The following is a 15899-nucleotide window of genomic DNA, read 5'->3' as shown; positions in this document are numbered from 1 at the left end:
CTCCGAAAGATCGGAAAGAGCCTCCGCCGCAGATCAGAGACCCTTTCCAAGGCAAAGCCGCAAGTGGCGGCAGACGAGTCGGGCTGTACGCCGGGTTCTGTGCGCCCGGGACCTCGCGGTCGTCGGGGCGACGGCCATCCATCTAGGACCGGCGTTGCCACCGGTCTCGTGCGGTCTACCCGCGGACTCGGGCGGGCAGCCCTCGAACGTCCGCGCAGGGCCCCTTGTTACAGCGGCCCCTCTTGACCTTGCTCCAGGTGGGGTTTACCTAGCCGCCTGAGTCACCTCAGGCGCTGGTGGTCTCTTACACCACCGTTTCACCCTTACCGAGGACCGAGGTCCCCGGCGGTCTGTTTTCTGTGGCACTGTCCCGCGGGTCACCCCGGGTGGCCGTTAGCCACCACCTTGCCCTGTGGAGCCCGGACGTTCCTCGGGAAGATCCGAAGATCTCCACGCGGCCGTCCGCCCGGCTCGTCTGCCGTGACGACCATGCTACCTGGCGTGCGCGGGGACGAATCCCGCCGAGCTGGTGTGAGGGGGCGGCGCCGACGATCCTCCGTGAGGGCGGCGCTCCACCGGCCGCGGGTCCGCCTTGACCCTGCCGCAACGTCAGGGTTTCTACTGAAGCCATGAGGATCGGAGAGATCGCCGCACTCGCCGGCGTCACGCCCCGTACCGTCCGCCACTACCACCACCTCGGGCTCTTCCCCGAGCCCGAACGCCTCCCCAACGGCTACCGCGACTACCGCCTCCGGCACGTCGTCGCCCTCGCCCGTATCCGGCGGCTGACCGAGCTCGGCCTCGGACTCGCCGAAGTGCGCGACGTACTCGCCGACGACGCCGGGCGCGAGCTCGCCGAGGTGCTTCAGGAGCTCGACGACGACCTCGCCCGGCAGGCCGCCGCGATCGCCGCGCGGCGGGACCGGCTCGGCGGTCTCATCGAGCAGGCGCGGGCCGGGCTGCTGCCTGCCGAGGGACCCGTGTCCCCGGAGCTCGCCGGGCTCCTCGGGGCGCTTACGCCGAGCGATTCCCCGATGGCCGCCAAGGACCGCTCGCATCTGGCTCTGCTCGACACGATGGTGGAGCCGCAGCAGCGCGACCGGCTGTTCACGGCGCTGCGCCCGCTCGCCGAGGATGCCGAATTCTCCGTGCGGGTCCAGGAGTTGTACGAGCGCCTCGACGACCTCGCCGACGCGGACGCCGACGACCCGCGGGTGGGACCGCTCGGCGACGAGCTCGCCGCGTGCATGCCCGACGAACTGCTGGATCTTATGGGCGAGGGGGCGCCGCAGACGGACAGCGCCTTCGGTGAGGCCTTCCTCGACGACTTCGCTCCCGCGCAGGCCGCTGCCGTACGACGGATGCTGGCCGCACTCACCGTTCGCGCCGGGGAGCGGCGATGAGGGCTCTGCGCCGGCTGCTCGCGCACGAGGTGCGGGCGATGCACAGCCTCGCGCTCTGGGTGGCCCGACGGCGGCACGCGGTCGCGCCGGGGGCACACGCGGCCCCGTACACCGGGCCGCAGACCGCCATGATGTACGGGTTCATCTTCGTGTCGGTCGTCGAGACCGTGGCGCTGGCCGTCCTGGTCCCGTGGCCGCTCGTGCATGCGATCACGCTGGTCGTCGATGTGTACGGCGTGCTGCTGATGGTCGCCCTGCACGCGTCGTGTGTGACGCGGCCCCATGTGGTGGGACCGGACGGATCACTGCGGATCCGCTACGGCGCGCTGTTCGACCTGCGGATACGGGCGGACGAGATCGTCGGCGCCCGCGTCGAACGGCGTTATCCCGAGGGGCGGTTGATCCAGCCGCGCGACGACGGGTCGCTGGAGCTGATCGTCGCGAACCAGACGACGGTGGCGGTGGAGCTGACGGCGCCCGTTCGCTACGTACGTCCGCTCGGGAAGGAGGGGCGGGCCCGGACCGTGCGCTTCCACGCCGATGACCCCAACGCGCTCGTCCTCGCGCTCACGCGGGCGCGAACTGCACCTTCGCCGAGCCCGGGTCCGCCTGTGTGAGCCTCACCCGCAGGCGCTCCCCCAGCGGCAGTTTCGCCTCTCCGCCCGTGATCCTCGCGATCACCGCCGGGTTCTCCAGGTGGACCGTGCCGACCGCGGGTTCGTCCTCCTTCACGTCCACCACGTACGCGTCGAAGATCTCGCCGATCCGTTCCTTGAGCAGCGCCGCCTCGACGATGTCGACGCACTCGCGCTCCACCGTGTTGGCGCGGCGGGAGCCGTCCGCCATCTCCTTGGGCAGTGCCTCCAGCGCGGCCGAGACCCACTCGGGGGGCTCCTGTCCGGCCACGGCGGCCACGCACAGTTCGCCCGCGTACCGGTCCACGAGCCGCCGCAGCGGGGCCGTGCAGTGCGTGTACTCGTCGGCGACGGCGGCGTGGAGCGCGGGTGAGGGCAGTGCGCCGCCCGTGAAGGAGCTGTAGCCCGCGCCGCGCAGCAGGCTCGTGCATTCCTGCAGGAAGGCGGCGTGGCGCGCGTTGTCCGGGTCGAGGGAACGGACCACGTCCGCGTACGAGACATGGTGCGGCCAGTCGATGTGCAGGGCTTTGGCCGAGCGGCGCAGCCGTGCCACCGCGCCGTCCGGGGCGGTGGGCAGCGTACGCAGGATGCCGGTGCCCGCCGCGATCATGACGTCCGCCGCGGCCATGCCGGTGAGCAGCGAGATCTGGGCGTTCCAGGCGTCGGCGGGGAGTACGGCACGGTAGGCGAGGACGTACGAGCCGTCCCGCTCGACGACTTCCTGTTCGGGGACGTTCAGGGAGATCCCGCCGCGTTCGCGCTCCAGGTTCTCGCGCAGCTGCCCGATGTCCCTGAGCAGCGCCAGCGGCTCCTCGGCGGTGCCCGCGTCGATCTGCCGCTGCACGCCCTCGTAGTCGAGCTTGGCCCTGCTGCGTACGAGCGCGCGCCGCACCTCGGTCGCGACGGTGCGGCCCTCGGCATCGAGGTCGATCTGCCAGAGCAGCGCGGGCGCGGGGTGGTCGGGCAGCAGGCTGGCCGCGCCTTCGGAGAGCACGGCCGGATGCAGCGGAACCTTCTCGTCCGGGAAGTAGAGGGTCTGGACGCGGCGATGGGCCTCGGCATCGAGCACGCCACCGGGCGCGACGAAGGCGGCGACGTCGGCGATCGCGTACTGCACGCGGAAACCGCCGTCGCGCCGGGAGAGGTACATCGCCTGGTCGAGGTCGACCGAGCCCGGCGGGTCGATCGTGAAGAAGGGGATGTCGGTGGCGTCGTGGTCGGGCAGGCGTGGAGCCCGGGCGGCCGACTCCGCCTCGGCGAGGACCTCGGGTGGGAAGTCCTGCGGCAGGTCGAGCGTCGTACGCAGCTCTTGCAGCGCGGCCCGCAGCGGAGCCTCGGCTGAGCCGGTCACAAGCATCTTGCGGCGGGGCATGGACCGAGCGTATGGCGGGGTGGGGTCCTTGGCACCCCGTACGCTGGCGCGGGGGCCGCGGGCGTGTTTTGGAAGTGGCGCCGTCCGCCCGAAGGGCGGGCCCCGCGGCGTCTGGTGCGTGCAATCGCAAGGCGGAGGATCGTCCTCGTACTGGACGTACTTGGGCGACTCCGACAACATCGCGAGTGTGCGTGCCAGGCGTCGCGGGGCAGGCGCAACTTGCAAACACGCCCGCGCCCCCCGCCCCCCGTACGTACGAAGGAGTTGTGCCGTGCTCGTGCTGTTGCCGCCGTCGGAAGGTAAGGCCGCTTCCGGGCGCGGGGCTCCGCTGAAGCCGGAGTCCTTGTCACTGCCGGGTCTTGCCGGGGCGCGCGCCGCGGTGCTGGACGAACTGGTCGAGCTGTGCGCCGCCGACGAGGACAAGGCGCGGGAGGTGCTCGGGCTGAGCGAGGGCCTGCGCGGCGAGATCGCCAAGAACGTGGAACTGCGGACCGCGGGGACCCGGCCGGCCGGGCAGATCTACACGGGCGTCCTGTACGACGCGCTGGACCTCGCGACGCTCGAGCCGGACGCGCGACGCCGGGCGCGGCAGTCGCTGCTGGTCTTCTCGGGGCTGTGGGGTGCCGTGCGGATCACCGACCGGATTCCGTCCTACCGCTGCTCGATGGGCGTGAAGCTGCCGGGGCTCGGCGCACTGGGTGCGCACTGGCGGGAGCCGATGGCCTCCGTCCTGCCGGAGGCGGCGGGCGACGGGCTCGTCCTCGATCTGCGGTCCTCCGCGTATGCGGCGGCGTGGAAGCCGAAGGGGGAGGTGGCGGGGCGTACGGCGACGGTGCGGGTGCTGCATGCGCCGACCCGGAAGGTGGTCAGCCACTTCAACAAGGCGACGAAGGGGCGGCTCGTACGGGACCTGCTGACGGCGGGCGCGAAGCCGACGGGTCCGGCGGAGCTGGTGGAGGTGCTGCGGGACCTGGGGTACGTCGTGGAGTCGGAGGCTCCGGCGCAGGCGGGGCGACCGTGGGCGTTGGATGTGCTGGTCACCCAGATCCACTGATTGCACTCTCTGCAACGCTCGTTGTGTCAGGTGCAGTGGCCCGTCAGGATGGGCGCATGCCCTCCGTCCTGGACCTCGCGCCCGTCGTTCCCGTCGTCGTCGTCGAGGACGCCGCCGATGCCGTACCGCTCGCGCGGGCCCTGGTCGCGGGCGGCCTGCCCGCGATCGAGGTGACCCTGCGGACGCCCGCGGCGCTGGACGCGATCCGCGCGATCACCTGCGAGGTACCGGGCGCGATCGTCGGCGCGGGCACGGTCATCTCCCCCAAGGGCGTGGACGCGGCGGTCGCGGCGGGGGCCCGGTTCCTGGTGAGCCCCGGCTGGACGGACCGGCTGCTGGAGGCGATGCGGCAGTCGGGAGTGCCGTTCCTGCCCGGGGTCTCGACGACGTCGGAGGTCGTGGCACTGCTGGAGCGCGGGCTGAGCGAACTGAAGTTCTTCCCGGCCGAGGCGGCCGGCGGCACGGCATACCTCAAGTCCCTTGCCGGGCCGCTCCCCCACGCCCGCTTCTGCCCGACGGGCGGCATCTCGCTCACGTCTGCGCCGTCGTATCTGGCACTGCCGAACGTGGGCTGCGTGGGCGGTACGTGGATGCTTCCGGCGGACGCGCTCGCCGCGCGGGACTGGGCGCGGGTCGAGACGCTGGCCCGCGAGGCCGCCGCGCTCAGGTGAAGGCCAGGTCCACGTAGTCGGCGAGCGGGCGGTAACCGAGCCGCTGGTAGAGGGCGTTGCTGGTGGAGTTGGCCAAGTCCGTGAAGAGCAGCACCTGTTCGGCTCCCGCGTCCAGCGCGGACCGGCTGACGGCAGCGGTCACCGCTCCCGCGTAGCCGCGGCCGCGCAGCCCGGGCGGGGTGTAGACGGGCGACACCCGGGACTGCCCGGCGAACAGCGGCGAGCGGGCAGCCATGGAGACGGGCTGCCCGCCGGACTCCCACAGGTACAGACATCCGTCGGCGACGCGACGTGCGACGTTCCGGGTGTGGTCGGCGTCGGAGCTCTCGCCGATGTCGGCGGCGAACTCCTTCATCCAGGCGGCGGCCAGAGGCACGTCGTCAGCGGTGGCCTGCCGGGCGGCGCCCGGGGGTGCCGGGTGCTTGGGTGTGAGCTGGCCGAGCCGGAAGAGTCGCAGCCGCAGGGCGACGGTCCAGCCGCCGCCTCCGGTCCACTCCTCGGCGAAGGCCTGGGCGGATCCGTCCCCGCCCTTGACCCCACGGAGCGGGACCCCGGCGCCCCGCAGCACCTGAGCGAGCTCGCGGGCGAGGGGCTCCACCATCGGGGCGAGCAGCGGCGGCTGGGGCGGCGTCTGCAAGAACGCGGCACCCACGCGACCGCCGCCCGGCTCCCGCCACCAGCCGAACCGGGCGGGTCCGGCCTGCCCGAAGGCATGCGGCCCGTGCCGTCGCACCGTCTCGCTGACGGTGAGCAGCGCGGTACACCGCGCGGGGTCCCGCGCCAGGTAGTCGCCCGCCGCGCGGTGGAACTCCTCGACGTCCTCGGTCAGTTGCCAGGTCATGCCAGATGTTCCTACGGGCGGGGGCGCGGGCGCACCCGTAATTGCCCCCGCCTGTGTGCCCCTCAGCGCAGGTGCGACGTGTCGTTCAGCAGGCGCACCGACGCGGTGCCGTCGCTGTAATACGCCACCGCCGAGATCGACGCCGCCGAGAGTTCCATCCGGAACAGCGACTCCGGCGGGGCGCCGAGCGCCAGGCGGACCAGGGTCTTGATCGGGGTCACATGCGTAACCAGCAGGACCGTACGGCCCCCGTAGCGCGCGACCAGTCTGTCCCGCGTCGCCGCGACCCGGCGTGCCACCGTCGCGAAGCTCTCGCCGCCGCCCGTCGGCTCCACCTTCGGGGAGGCCAGCCAGGCCGACAGGTCGTCGGCGTACCGCTCCTGGACCTCCGCGAACGTCAGGCCCTCCCACGCGCCGAAGTCCGTCTCGCGCAGGCCCTCGTCGATGCGGACGTCCAGACCCAGCCGGGTCGCGACCGCCTCCGCCGTCTCGCGGCAGCGCTTGAGCGGGGAGCTGACGATCTCCTGGACCGTGCCCCTCGCCGCCAGGGCCGCGGCGACCGCCTCCGCCTGGCGCATGCCCGCCGGGGACAGGGACGGGTCGGTGCCGCCGCTGCCCGAGAAGCGCTTCTCGGGGGTAAGCGGTGTCTCGCCGTGGCGCAGCAGTACGAAGGTCGCGGGCGTGCCCAGGTCGGCGGGCCCCCAGCCGACCGTCTGCTCGGCGGCCTCCGCCTCGGCAACCGACGGCTCGGCGAACGCCTCACCGGCATCCGCTTCGTCGGCGGCGCCGCGGCCCGCGAGCGCCGCCCTTGCCTTCGCCGCGCCCGCCGCCGCATCACCGACCACCCGCGCCGCCTTCGCGTCACGCGCGTCCAGGGCCGCCGTGGAGCGCGAGGGCTCCCACTGCTTGCCCTTCTTGCCCGCGTCCATCGCCTCGTTGGCCAGCCGGTCCGCGTGCTTGTTCTTCTCGCGCGGGATCCACTCGTACGTCACCTGCGAGGCGGGAAGGATGCGTGAGGCCTCGGCCGCCAGCGGCTTCATGTCCGGGTGCTTGATCTTCCAGCGGCCCGACATCTGCTCGACGACGAGCTTGGAGTCCATCCGGACCCGGACCGAGGCATCGGGGTCAAGGGCCTTCGCGGCCTTGAGACCGGCGATCAGGCCCTTGTACTCGGCGACGTTGTTCGTCGCGACACCGATGTACTCGGCCGCCTCGGCCAGCGTCTCCCCCGTCTTCGGGTCGATGACCGCGGCGCCGTATCCCGCGGGGCCCGGATTTCCCCGGGAGCCGCCGTCCGCCTCGACGACGAACTCGCGCAGTACAGGCACTACAACCCCGAATCAGCGGTACGGACCAGGATGCGCCGGCAGTTCTCGCAGCGCAGCACCGTGTCCGGGGACGCCGCCTTGACCTCGTTCACCTCGGTGATGTTGAGCTCCAACTGGCAGCCCTCGCACCGGCGCTGGTAGAGGCGGGCCGCGCCCACCCCGCCCTGCTGGACGCGCAGCTTCTCGTACAGCTTGAGCAGGTCCGCGGGCACGGAGGCCGCCACGACCTCGCGCTCCTTGGTGGCCGAGGCGATCTCGCCGTCGATCTGCTCCTGCGCGGCGTCGCGGCGCGCGGTCGCGTCGTCGACCTTGGCCTGCACGGAGGAGACGCGCCCGGTCAGCTCGGTGGCACGCTCCTGCGCGGACTCGCGGCGCTCCATGACCTCGAGGACGACGTCCTCCAGGTCGCCCTGGCGCTTGGCGAGCGAGACGATCTCGTGCTGCAGGCTCTCCAGGTCCTTGGGCGAGGTGACGGCGCCCGAGTCGAGGCGCTGCTGGTCGCGTACGGCACGCTGGCGCACCTGGTCGACGTCCTGCTCCGCCTTGGTCTGCTCGCGGGCGGTGTCGCTCTCCTCGGTCTGCGCGGCGACCAGTAGATCGCGCAGCTGCGTGAGGTCCTTGGTGAGCGATTCGATCTCGGCGTGCTCGGGCAGCGTGTTGACCTTGTGGGCGAGCTGCGACAGCCGTACGTCCAGTGCCTGGACGTCGAGAAGTCGGATCTGGTCGGCGGGCGCGGCGTTCAGTTGGGGGCTCCAGGAGAAGAGTGGTGGGCGGACCAGGGGTCGGTGACCGTGTGCGAGACGTGGACCCGAAGGCCCCAGCCGTGCCGGTCGGAAATCGCGTCGAGCTGGGCGGCTGCCTGCTCGCACCAGGGCCACTCGGTGGCCCAGTGCGCGGCGTCGACCAGCCCCAGGGGGGAGTGCTGGGTGGCCTCGGAGGCCGGGTGGTGGCGCAGGTCCGCGGTGAGGAAGGCGTCCACACCCGCGGCCCGTACGACCTCGAAGAGGCTGTCGCCCGAGCCGCCGCTGACCGCGACCGTGCGCACCAGGGCGTCCGGGTCGCCCGCGATGCGGATGCCCTGCGCGGTGGCGGGCAGCCGCTTGGCGGCACGCTCGGCGAATTCGGCGAGGGTCTCGGGGTGGTCGAGCTCGCAGATCCGGCCGAGGCCGCTCTCGGGTACGAGGGGGCCGGTGACCCGCAGGTCCAGCGCGCCCGCGAGGGCGTCGGACACGCCGGGATCGGCGGTGTCGGCGTTGGTGTGCGCGACGTGCAGGGCGATGTCGTGCTTGATCAGGGTGTGCACGACCCGGCCCTTGAAGTGGGAGGCGGCGACCGTCGTCGTGCCGCGCAGATAGAGCGGGTGGTGCGTGACGATCAGCTGGGCCCCGAGCCCGATCGCCTCGTCGGCGATCTGCTGGACCGGGTCCACGGCGAACAGTACGCGGGTGACCTCGGAGTCGGGGTCGCCGCAGACGGTGCCGACGGCGTCCCACTGTTCGGCCCGCTCGGGGGGCCACAGGGCGTCGAGCGCGGCGATGACTTCAGACAGACGGGGCACGGACACAGGTTACCTGCGCCGGGTGCCCCGGTGGCCTGGGCTCCTTGGCCCAGTTCTTCCGGGCTCCTGCCGGCTGCGGCGGCGCAGGGGGACGCCTGCTCCCGGCGCAGCAGTCAGAGGTGCTCACCTGAGGCACCGCATCCCCGCTGAGCACACTCGTCCCCCGCCCCTCAGGCGAATCCCGGCTCGGCCACCCGTATGTGTGAAACGACGGGCTCGTGCTGTTCGGCAGGAAGTGCGATACCTAGCTTCGTGACCGGAGGTGACGATCCCATGACAGCCTGTGCCATCGAGACCGCCGCGGAGGACGGATCCGTGGCGAGTACGGGGTTCACGATCACCGCGGGCGGGAGCTACGCGGCCCGGCTGGCGGGGGACGGTGAGGCCCTGTTCGCCGAGCGGTGGACGCTCGACGGGCCCGAGCCCTATGCGGTGCCCCTGCCGCTCGGGCAGCCCGAGGAGCGTGACGCCGATGTCCTGCCGCTGGCCGACGGGCGGGTACTGATCCGGCGGCGGGTGGAGAGGCGGCATGCCTTCTCGCTGCTGTACCCGACCGGGCCGGGGACCGGTGAACTGCCGCTCGGCGGCATCGAGTCGGCGGAGCTGAGGCTCCTGCCGCCCGCGCCGGACGGCGTCTGCGCCTACGCCCTGGCGCCCGGCCCCAGGTCGACCGCGATCTGGCTGGTGGCCGGCGGGGCCTTCGGTCCCGAGCATGTCGCCGAGGTGCCCGGGCGCTGCTCCGGCGGGGTGTGGCTCGACCGTACGGGCCGGATGCTCGCCCTGGACCGGCAGTTGGAGGGCGGCCCGGTGAAGGCGGTGGCGGTCGACCTGGAGCGGGGCGGGGAGGTGACACCGCTGCTCCAGATCACCGAGGACAGCGACGACCGGCTGCTGCTGGCGGCCCCGGACAGCGGCCTGCTCGTGATCCGCTCGAACGCGCCGGGCCACGACCGGATCGGCTGGGGCGTGCTGGGCAGCCTGCTGCCCGTGCGCTTCCCGGAGTGCCTGCGGCTCGCGGACTGCGCGGTGACGCCGTTCGCCGTGCAGCCGGGTCAGGTCCTGACGCCGGAGAGCTGCGCGGTCGCACTGCGGATCGACGGGGCGGCGGGAAGCTGGCTGGGCATCTGGTGCCCGTCGGGACGGAGGCTGCACCAACTGGCAGCGCCGGAAGGGTGGTTGGCGGGAGCAGGTCTGTGGAGCCCGGAGTGCGTGCTGCAACTGCCGTACGCCACGAAGGCGGTGCCGTGCGGGGTGGCGCGACTCGACGCGTCGGCGATCGCGGCGCACGAGGTGATCACGGAACCGGCACAAGCGGAATGCGCAGGTGGGGAACGGTACGGGGGTGCGGGGAATCCTGGCGCTTGGAAGCCGGTTCCCTTGCGGGAGGCGCCGCTCAGCGGAGGTACGGTCGGTGGCTAAACTCTGCGGCCGGGCGGCCCGGTGCGGTGGTGGCCGGGGGCCTTGTGACATGAAGTCAGAGATAACAACGGGGTGAACGTTCCACATGTCTGAAGACCGAACCGATACGGCTCAGGAGCATCCGCGACAGGCGGGAGAAGCCGACGGGGCCGGTAAGCACCGGGGTGTTGCGGCATCGTCGGAGGACTCGGCGGCGCCGGGGCACGGGAAGCACAGGCGGCCGGAGGGGGGCCGCAGGGGGTGACGGTGGGTGGGGGCCGGTGCCGGTGCCGGTGCCGGTGCGCCTGCGGCGGGCTTGTTCCCCTACCCGCCCCTTCCCGAACTGGGGCTCCGCCCCAGACCCCGCGCCTCAAACGCCGGCGGGGCTGGAATGTGCGGCTGGGCCGCACATTCAGCCCGTCCGGCGTTTGAGGACATGCGGCCGAAGGTCGCATACGGGGTCCGGGGCGGAGCCCCGGTTAAGGGAACGGGCGGGGTGGGGAACAGCCCCGCGCAGCGGAACCGCACCGCTACCCCCGCTTCAGCCCCAAGACCTCCGCCGCCCCGAACGTCTCCGCCCCGGGCCGCTCCGCGTAATACGCGCCCAGCACCCCCTCCAGCTCCTCGAAGCTGAACGCCTCCTTCGACGTGTCGAACTTCGCCGCCACCTTCGGGCGTTCCACGATCGCCACCATCCCGCCGTGCACCACGAGCAGTTGCCCGTTGACCCCTCCCGCAGCCGGGGAGGCGAGATAGCCCACCAGCGGGGCGACATGCTCCGGTGCCAGCGGGTCGAGTTCGCCGGCCGCCGGCTCCGCGAAGCCCGCGAAGACGTCTTCCGTCATGCGCGTACGGGCCCTCGGGCAGATCACATTGGCTCTCACGCCGTACTTGGACAGTGCCAGGGCCGTCGACGTCGTCAGGCCGACGATGCCGCCCTTTGCCGCCGCGTAGTTGGGCTGGCCCGCCGAGCCCGCCAGGAACGCCTCCGACGACGTGTTGACGATCCGGCCGTAGACCGGGCCGCCCGCCGCCTTGGAGCGCTCGCGCCAGTGGACGGATGCGAAGTGGGTCGTGTTGAAGTGACCCTTGAGGTGGACGCGGATCACCGAGTCCCATTCGCCCTCGGTCATCGAGAAGATCATCCGGTCGCGCAGGATGCCCGCGTTGTTGACCAGGATGTCGAGCTTGCCGTACGTCGTGACGGCCAGGTCGACGAGGGCGCGCGCGGACTCGAAGTCGGACACGTCGCCGAGGTGCGCGACCGCGCGGCCGCCCGCCGCGCGGATCTCCTCGGCGACGTTCTCCGCGGGCGCGGCGGACGCCTCGCCCGAGCCGTCGCGGCCCGGGCGGCCGTAGTCGTTGACGACGACCGCCGCGCCGAGCCGGGCGAGTTCCAGGGCTTCCGCCCGGCCGAGGCCCCGGCCCGCGCCGGTGACGATCGCGCTCAGGCCCTCAAGTGGGAGTGACATCAACGTCCTCTCAGATCTCGATGCAGGTGCGCAGCGCCTCGCCCGTACGCATCTGGACCAGCGCCTCGTTGATCTCCGCGAGCTTCACCCGGTGGGTGATGAGCCCTTCGAGGTCGATACGGCCCGCGCGCCACAGGGCGATGGCCCTCTCGTAGGAGGTGAGCACGTCCCCGCCCCCGTACATGGACGGCAGGATCCGCTTCTCGTCGAAGAACAGCTCGAACATGTTGAGTTGGAGGTGGTCGTCCATGGCGCCCGCGCCGACGATGCACAGGGTGCCGCCGCGCCGGGTCGTCTCGTACGCCGTGCGCGCGGTGGCGGATTTGCCGACGACCTCGAAGACGTAGTCGAAGCCCTCGCCCGCGGTGACGCGCTGCTTGGCGTCGGCGAGTTCGTCGGGCGAGACGGCCTCGGTGGCGCCGAACTTCAGGGCCGCCTCACGCCGGGTGGCGACCGGGTCGACGGCGACGATCTGGGCCGCGCCCTTGAGCCGGGCGCCCTGGATCGCGGAGATGCCGACGCCGCCGCACCCGATCACGGCGACCGACGAACCGGCCGCCACATCCGCGGTGTTGATGGCCGCGCCGAGGCCGGTGGTCACCCCGCAGCCGATGAGCGCGGCGATGTCGAAGGGCACGTCGTCGGGGATCGGCACGGCGCAGCCCGCAGGGACGACGACTTCCTCGGTGAAGGTTCCGGTGCCGGCGAAGCCGAAGACGTCGCCGCCGGGGCGCTTGAAGTTGGGGGTGCCGGCGTTCATGAATCCGGCGAGGCACAGTTCGCTCTGGCCGCGCTTGCAGGAGGGACAGACACCGCACGCGGGCAGCCAGCACAGCAGCACCCGGTCGCCCTGCGAGAGCCCGTTCACGCCGTCGCCGACGTCGGTGATCTCGCCCGCTCCCTCGTGTCCGGGTACGAAGGGCGCCGGCTGCGGCAGTACGCCGTTCATGGCCGAGATGTCGGAGTGGCACAGTCCGGTGGCCCGGACACGGATCCTGACCTTGCCCGGGCCGAAGCCCACCGCCTCGACGTCGTCGAGGACTTCGAGCTTGTCCTGCCCTGTCTCGTGCAATATGGCTGCGCGCATGGCGCGGCTCCCTTCAGGACGTTTCCACGAGGGTGTCGGCGAGGACTGGGGCGTCGTCCCGTTCCACGGCTGTCACCGACACCTGGACCTTGCTGTCTTGCTGCCACATCCGGATACGCAGGGTCTCGCCCGGGAAGACCACGCCGACGAAGCGTGTGGTGTACGAGCGGACGCGGCCGACGTCCCCGCCGAGGACGGTGTCGACAACGGCCTTGAGGGTCATCCCGTACGTGCAGAGCCCGTGCAGGATGGGCCGGTCGAAACCCGCGAGCGCGGCGAACCCGGGGTCGGCGTGCAGGGGGTTGAAGTCGCCGGAGAGCCGGTAGAGCAGCGCCTGGTCCTCACGGATGCCCCGGTCGACGGTCTTGTCGGGCTCGCGCTGCGGCTGCTCCAGGCGCACCGACGGCCCGCGCTCGCCGCCGAAGCCGCCTTCTCCGCGTACGAAGATCTGGGCGTCGCTCGTCCACAGCGGCCCGTCGTCGTCGGCGGCATCGGTGCGCAGGACGAGGACCGCGGCCTTGCCTTTGTCGTAGACGGCGGCGACGCGCGAGGTGGAGACGGCTCTCCCCTCGGCCGGGAGAGGCCGGTGCAACCGGATGTTCTGTCCGCCGTGGAGTACGGATGTGGGGTCGATGTCGAGCCCGGGGCCGCCGAGTCCGGCGACGACGCCAAGGCGCCCGCCCGCGACGGTGGCGAAGCTGGGCAGTACGTGCAGCTTCGATTCGAAGGTGTAGCGCAGCTCGGCGGGGTCGGTGGCGGGGACGCCCGCGCCGAGGCCGAGGTGGTAGAGCAGGACGTCCTTGCGGTCCCAGCGGATCTCGGCGCTGCGGGGTTCGGCGGCGACGGCCTTGACGGCATCAATGGGCATGGGGTTGCTGCTCCTTGATGGGTGGAAGACCTCGGCGCGGCCGTCCGCACCGTCGGCCGCACCGAGGTCGCACGGGACCGGCCCGGGCGCCCGTTCTAGAACGCGTTCTAGGGTCGGTGGCCCCTATGTATAACGCAGCCCCCAGAACTTGTGAAGACTGCTGACTCCATGTCAGATACCGTGGGCGGCCCAGGACATTTGTCACTGCCGAGTGCGTACATGCGCTTCTGCCGGGACCCGCCGCCCGCTCCGTAGCGTGATCCCCATGACGCAGACATCCGGACCGCGAGGATGTGTAACAGAGACAGGGGCGGGAGCGATCATGCGCTGCACGAACGGGCGGTACGCCGGGCGGCGGGGCGCCGAGGAGATGGGCCCGCCCAACGGCTTCGCGATGCTGCCCTGGCTGTTCATGGGGATGGGCGCCTTCTCCAACCTCCTCCAGGGCAAGACCCCCAACCCGTGGATCGGCGGCATCGGTCTGCTGGTCTTCAACTCCCTCTACATCTCGGTGGTGTTCCGCGCCTTCAGGAAGGAGGCAAGGGAAGCGCCCGCCACCCGCCGGCTGCTCGTGGCGATGACCGCGGTCACCTGCGGCCTCGCCATCGGGTACGGCGGCACCTGGCTGCTCTTCTTCCCCCTCCTCGGCCTGGCCGTCGGCTCAGTCGTACGAGGGCGGCTTCTCGGCCCCACCGTGCTGGGGCTCAGCGCCCTGGCCGGGGTGATCGCCGGAGTGCGGGACGGCTGGGGCGCGGTGAGTGTCGCGTACGGGACGTTCATCTCCGGCATGGTGACCGCCGCCATCCTCGCCCTGTCCGAGACCGTGCGGGAACTGCGGGAGACCCGGCAGGAGCTGGCTCGTACCGCGGTCGAGAAGGAACGGCTGCGCTTCTCGCGCGACCTGCACGATCTGCTCGGCCACACCCTCTCGGTGATCGTGGTCAAGTCGGAGGCCGCGCGCCGCCTGGCCCCGCGGGACATGGACGCCGCGCTCGTCCAGATCACCGATGTCGAGTCGGTGGGCCGCCAGGCGCTGACCGAGATCCGCGAGGCGGTCAGCGGCTACCGCGAGGGCAGTCTCGCAGGGGAACTCGACCGGGCCCGCTCGGCGCTCACGGCCGCGGGCATCGAACCGGTGGTCCGCCAGTCGGGCCCGCCACCGGAGCCCCAGACGGCGGTACTGCTGGGCTGGGTGGTCCGCGAGGCGGTCACCAACGCGGTACGCCACAGTGGCGCGGCCCACTGCGAGATCACCCTGGAGGGCACCGCCGAGCGGGTGAGCCTCACCGTCGCCGACGACGGGCGCGGCGGTGATGTGGTGGCCTCCCTGTCCTGCGGCACCGGTCTGAAGGGGCTGAGTGAACGCCTCTCGGCCTCGGGCGGCTCCCTGGAGGCGGGTCCTTCTCCGAGCGGCGGCTTCCGGGTACGGGCTCAACTCCCCGTGGAGGCACTCCAGTCGGCGCCGAAGTGCTGACCGTCCCGCCGCCGCGACCGCTTTGACCTGCTACGCATCGCAGCCGAACCCCCCGATCCGCCTTACGCTTACGCCGTGGAAGAGATGCCCCAGGATCACCGCCCCGCCAAGTCCGTGCGCGTACTCCTCGCCGAGGACCAGGGCATGATGCGCGGCGCGCTCGCGCTGCTCCTCGGGCTGGAGCCGGACATCGAAGTCGTCGCACAGGTCGCCCGGGGCGACGCCATCGTCGACGCGGCGCTCACCTCGCGCCCCGACGTGGCCCTCCTCGACATCGAACTGCCCGGCCGCAGCGGCCTCGACGCGGCCGCCGACCTGCGGGACGAGGTCCCCGACTGCCGGGTACTGATCCTCACCACCTTCGGGCGCCCCGGCTATCTGCGCCGCGCGATGGAAGCCGGTGCCGCGGGCTTCCTGGTCAAGGACGGGCCCGTGGAGGAACTGGCCGGGGCGATCCGCAAGGTCCTGACCGGCGAGACGGTCATCGACCCGGCCCTGGCCGCGGCGGCCCTGAGCGCGGGCCCGAGCCCGCTCACCGCGCGCGAGCGGGATGTCCTGAACGCGTCGGTGGACGGGGCGACGGTGTCGGACATCGCGGGGACGCTGCATCTGTCCGAGTCGACGGTACGGAACTATCTGTCGTCGGCGATCGGCAAGACGGGCACGCGCAACCGCATGGAGGCGGTGCGGGCGGCGCGGCAGCAGGGCTGGCTGTAGCGGGCGCCGCGTTTGCAGCCC

The 15899-nt window shown here is 72.1% G+C and carries 15 protein-coding genes and 1 other RNA gene; 7 read left to right on the top strand and 9 right to left on the bottom strand.

Annotated elements, in window-relative coordinates; genetic code table 11:
• Positions 1-70: 70 nt before the first annotated feature.
• An RNA gene (gene rnpB / locus OHA61_RS28085) (RNase P RNA component class A) lies at positions 71-474 on the bottom strand.
• 155 nt (positions 475-629) lie between these two features.
• On the opposite strand from rnpB, the gene OHA61_RS28080 reads away from it, so the two are divergent.
• The gene (locus OHA61_RS28080) at positions 630-1403 is read left to right on the top strand and encodes a MerR family transcriptional regulator (RefSeq protein ID WP_406305366.1); all 774 of its coding nucleotides are present in this window, start codon (positions 630-632) and stop codon (positions 1401-1403) included.
• The gene (locus OHA61_RS28075) at positions 1400-2020 is read left to right on the top strand and encodes a hypothetical protein (protein WP_406305365.1); all 621 of its coding nucleotides are present in this window, start codon (positions 1400-1402) and stop codon (positions 2018-2020) included. The genes OHA61_RS28080 and OHA61_RS28075 overlap by 4 nt, the downstream gene beginning before the upstream one ends.
• Here the strand turns inward: OHA61_RS28075 and OHA61_RS28070 are convergent.
• Positions 1971-3410 (bottom strand): RNB domain-containing ribonuclease, encoded by a 1440-nt coding sequence (locus OHA61_RS28070; protein ID WP_406305364.1) that lies wholly within the window; start codon positions 3408-3410, stop codon positions 1971-1973. The two genes, OHA61_RS28075 and OHA61_RS28070, sit on opposite strands and share 50 nt — an antisense overlap.
• 271 nt (positions 3411-3681) lie before the next feature.
• On the opposite strand from OHA61_RS28070, the gene yaaA reads away from it, so the two are divergent.
• Together yaaA and eda are read left to right on the top strand one after the other, a co-directional pair.
• Complete coding sequence (gene yaaA, locus OHA61_RS28065) at positions 3682-4464, top strand: peroxide stress protein YaaA (protein WP_406305363.1); 783 nt, start codon at positions 3682-3684, stop codon at positions 4462-4464.
• A gap of 56 nt (positions 4465-4520) precedes the next feature.
• Positions 4521-5135: a bifunctional 4-hydroxy-2-oxoglutarate aldolase/2-dehydro-3-deoxy-phosphogluconate aldolase gene (eda, locus tag OHA61_RS28060; RefSeq protein ID WP_406305362.1), complete on the top strand. Its 615-nt coding sequence runs from the start codon at positions 4521-4523 to the stop codon at positions 5133-5135.
• On the opposite strand, the gene OHA61_RS28055 is transcribed toward eda, so the two are convergent.
• The 4 genes from OHA61_RS28055 to OHA61_RS28040 form a co-directional block, all read right to left on the bottom strand.
• Positions 5128-5976 (bottom strand): GNAT family N-acetyltransferase, encoded by an 849-nt coding sequence (locus OHA61_RS28055; protein ID WP_406305361.1) that lies wholly within the window; start codon positions 5974-5976, stop codon positions 5128-5130. The genes eda and OHA61_RS28055 overlap by 8 nt on opposite strands.
• A gap of 62 nt (positions 5977-6038) precedes the next feature.
• Positions 6039-7295 carry a bifunctional RNase H/acid phosphatase gene (locus OHA61_RS28050; RefSeq protein ID WP_406307493.1) on the bottom strand — a complete coding sequence of 419 codons (1257 nt, stop codon included), beginning with the start codon at positions 7293-7295 and terminating at the stop codon, positions 6039-6041.
• An 8-nt stretch (positions 7296-7303) separates the two neighbouring features.
• Entirely contained in the window at positions 7304-8047 is a 744-nt protein-coding gene (locus tag OHA61_RS28045; RefSeq protein WP_406307491.1) for a zinc ribbon domain-containing protein, read from the bottom strand.
• Positions 8044-8862: a Nif3-like dinuclear metal center hexameric protein gene (locus tag OHA61_RS28040; RefSeq protein ID WP_361913131.1), complete on the bottom strand. Its 819-nt coding sequence runs from the start codon at positions 8860-8862 to the stop codon at positions 8044-8046. Before OHA61_RS28040 ends, OHA61_RS28045 begins: the two co-directional genes overlap by 4 nt.
• A gap of 273 nt (positions 8863-9135) precedes the next feature.
• Between OHA61_RS28040 and OHA61_RS28035 the strand changes: the two genes are divergently transcribed.
• Positions 9136-10281 carry a hypothetical protein gene (locus OHA61_RS28035; protein ID WP_406305360.1) on the top strand — a complete coding sequence of 382 codons (1146 nt, stop codon included), beginning with the start codon at positions 9136-9138 and terminating at the stop codon, positions 10279-10281.
• 509 nt (positions 10282-10790) lie between these two features.
• Here OHA61_RS28035 and OHA61_RS28030 read toward each other — a convergent pair.
• From OHA61_RS28030 to OHA61_RS28020, 3 genes are read right to left on the bottom strand one after another with little or no spacing between them, the layout of a single operon-like run.
• Positions 10791-11732 (bottom strand): 3-oxoacyl-ACP reductase, encoded by a 942-nt coding sequence (locus tag OHA61_RS28030; protein WP_406305359.1) that lies wholly within the window; start codon positions 11730-11732, stop codon positions 10791-10793.
• 10 nt (positions 11733-11742) lie between these two features.
• Positions 11743-12819: a Zn-dependent alcohol dehydrogenase gene (locus OHA61_RS28025; RefSeq protein ID WP_406305358.1), complete on the bottom strand. Its 1077-nt coding sequence runs from the start codon at positions 12817-12819 to the stop codon at positions 11743-11745.
• Positions 12820-12832: 13 nt separating this feature from the next.
• Positions 12833-13687: a MaoC/PaaZ C-terminal domain-containing protein gene (locus tag OHA61_RS28020; RefSeq protein WP_406305357.1), complete on the bottom strand. Its 855-nt coding sequence runs from the start codon at positions 13685-13687 to the stop codon at positions 12833-12835.
• 322 nt (positions 13688-14009) lie between these two features.
• Here OHA61_RS28020 and OHA61_RS28015 point away from each other — a divergent pair, with 322 nt between their 5' ends.
• Positions 14010-15161, top strand: coding sequence for a sensor histidine kinase (locus OHA61_RS28015; protein WP_406305356.1), 1152 nt, complete (start codon positions 14010-14012; stop codon positions 15159-15161).
• 84 nt (positions 15162-15245) lie between these two features.
• On the top strand, positions 15246-15878 hold the full coding sequence (locus tag OHA61_RS28010) for a response regulator (protein WP_406307489.1): 633 nt from the start codon (positions 15246-15248) through the stop codon (positions 15876-15878).
• Positions 15879-15899 lie beyond the last annotated feature (21 nt).

The sequence above is a fragment of the Streptomyces sp. NBC_00885 genome (assembly GCF_045207475.1).
Lineage (GTDB): Bacteria > Actinomycetota > Actinomycetes > Streptomycetales > Streptomycetaceae > Streptomyces.
This window is presented reverse-complemented; position numbering and strand designations above follow the sequence as displayed.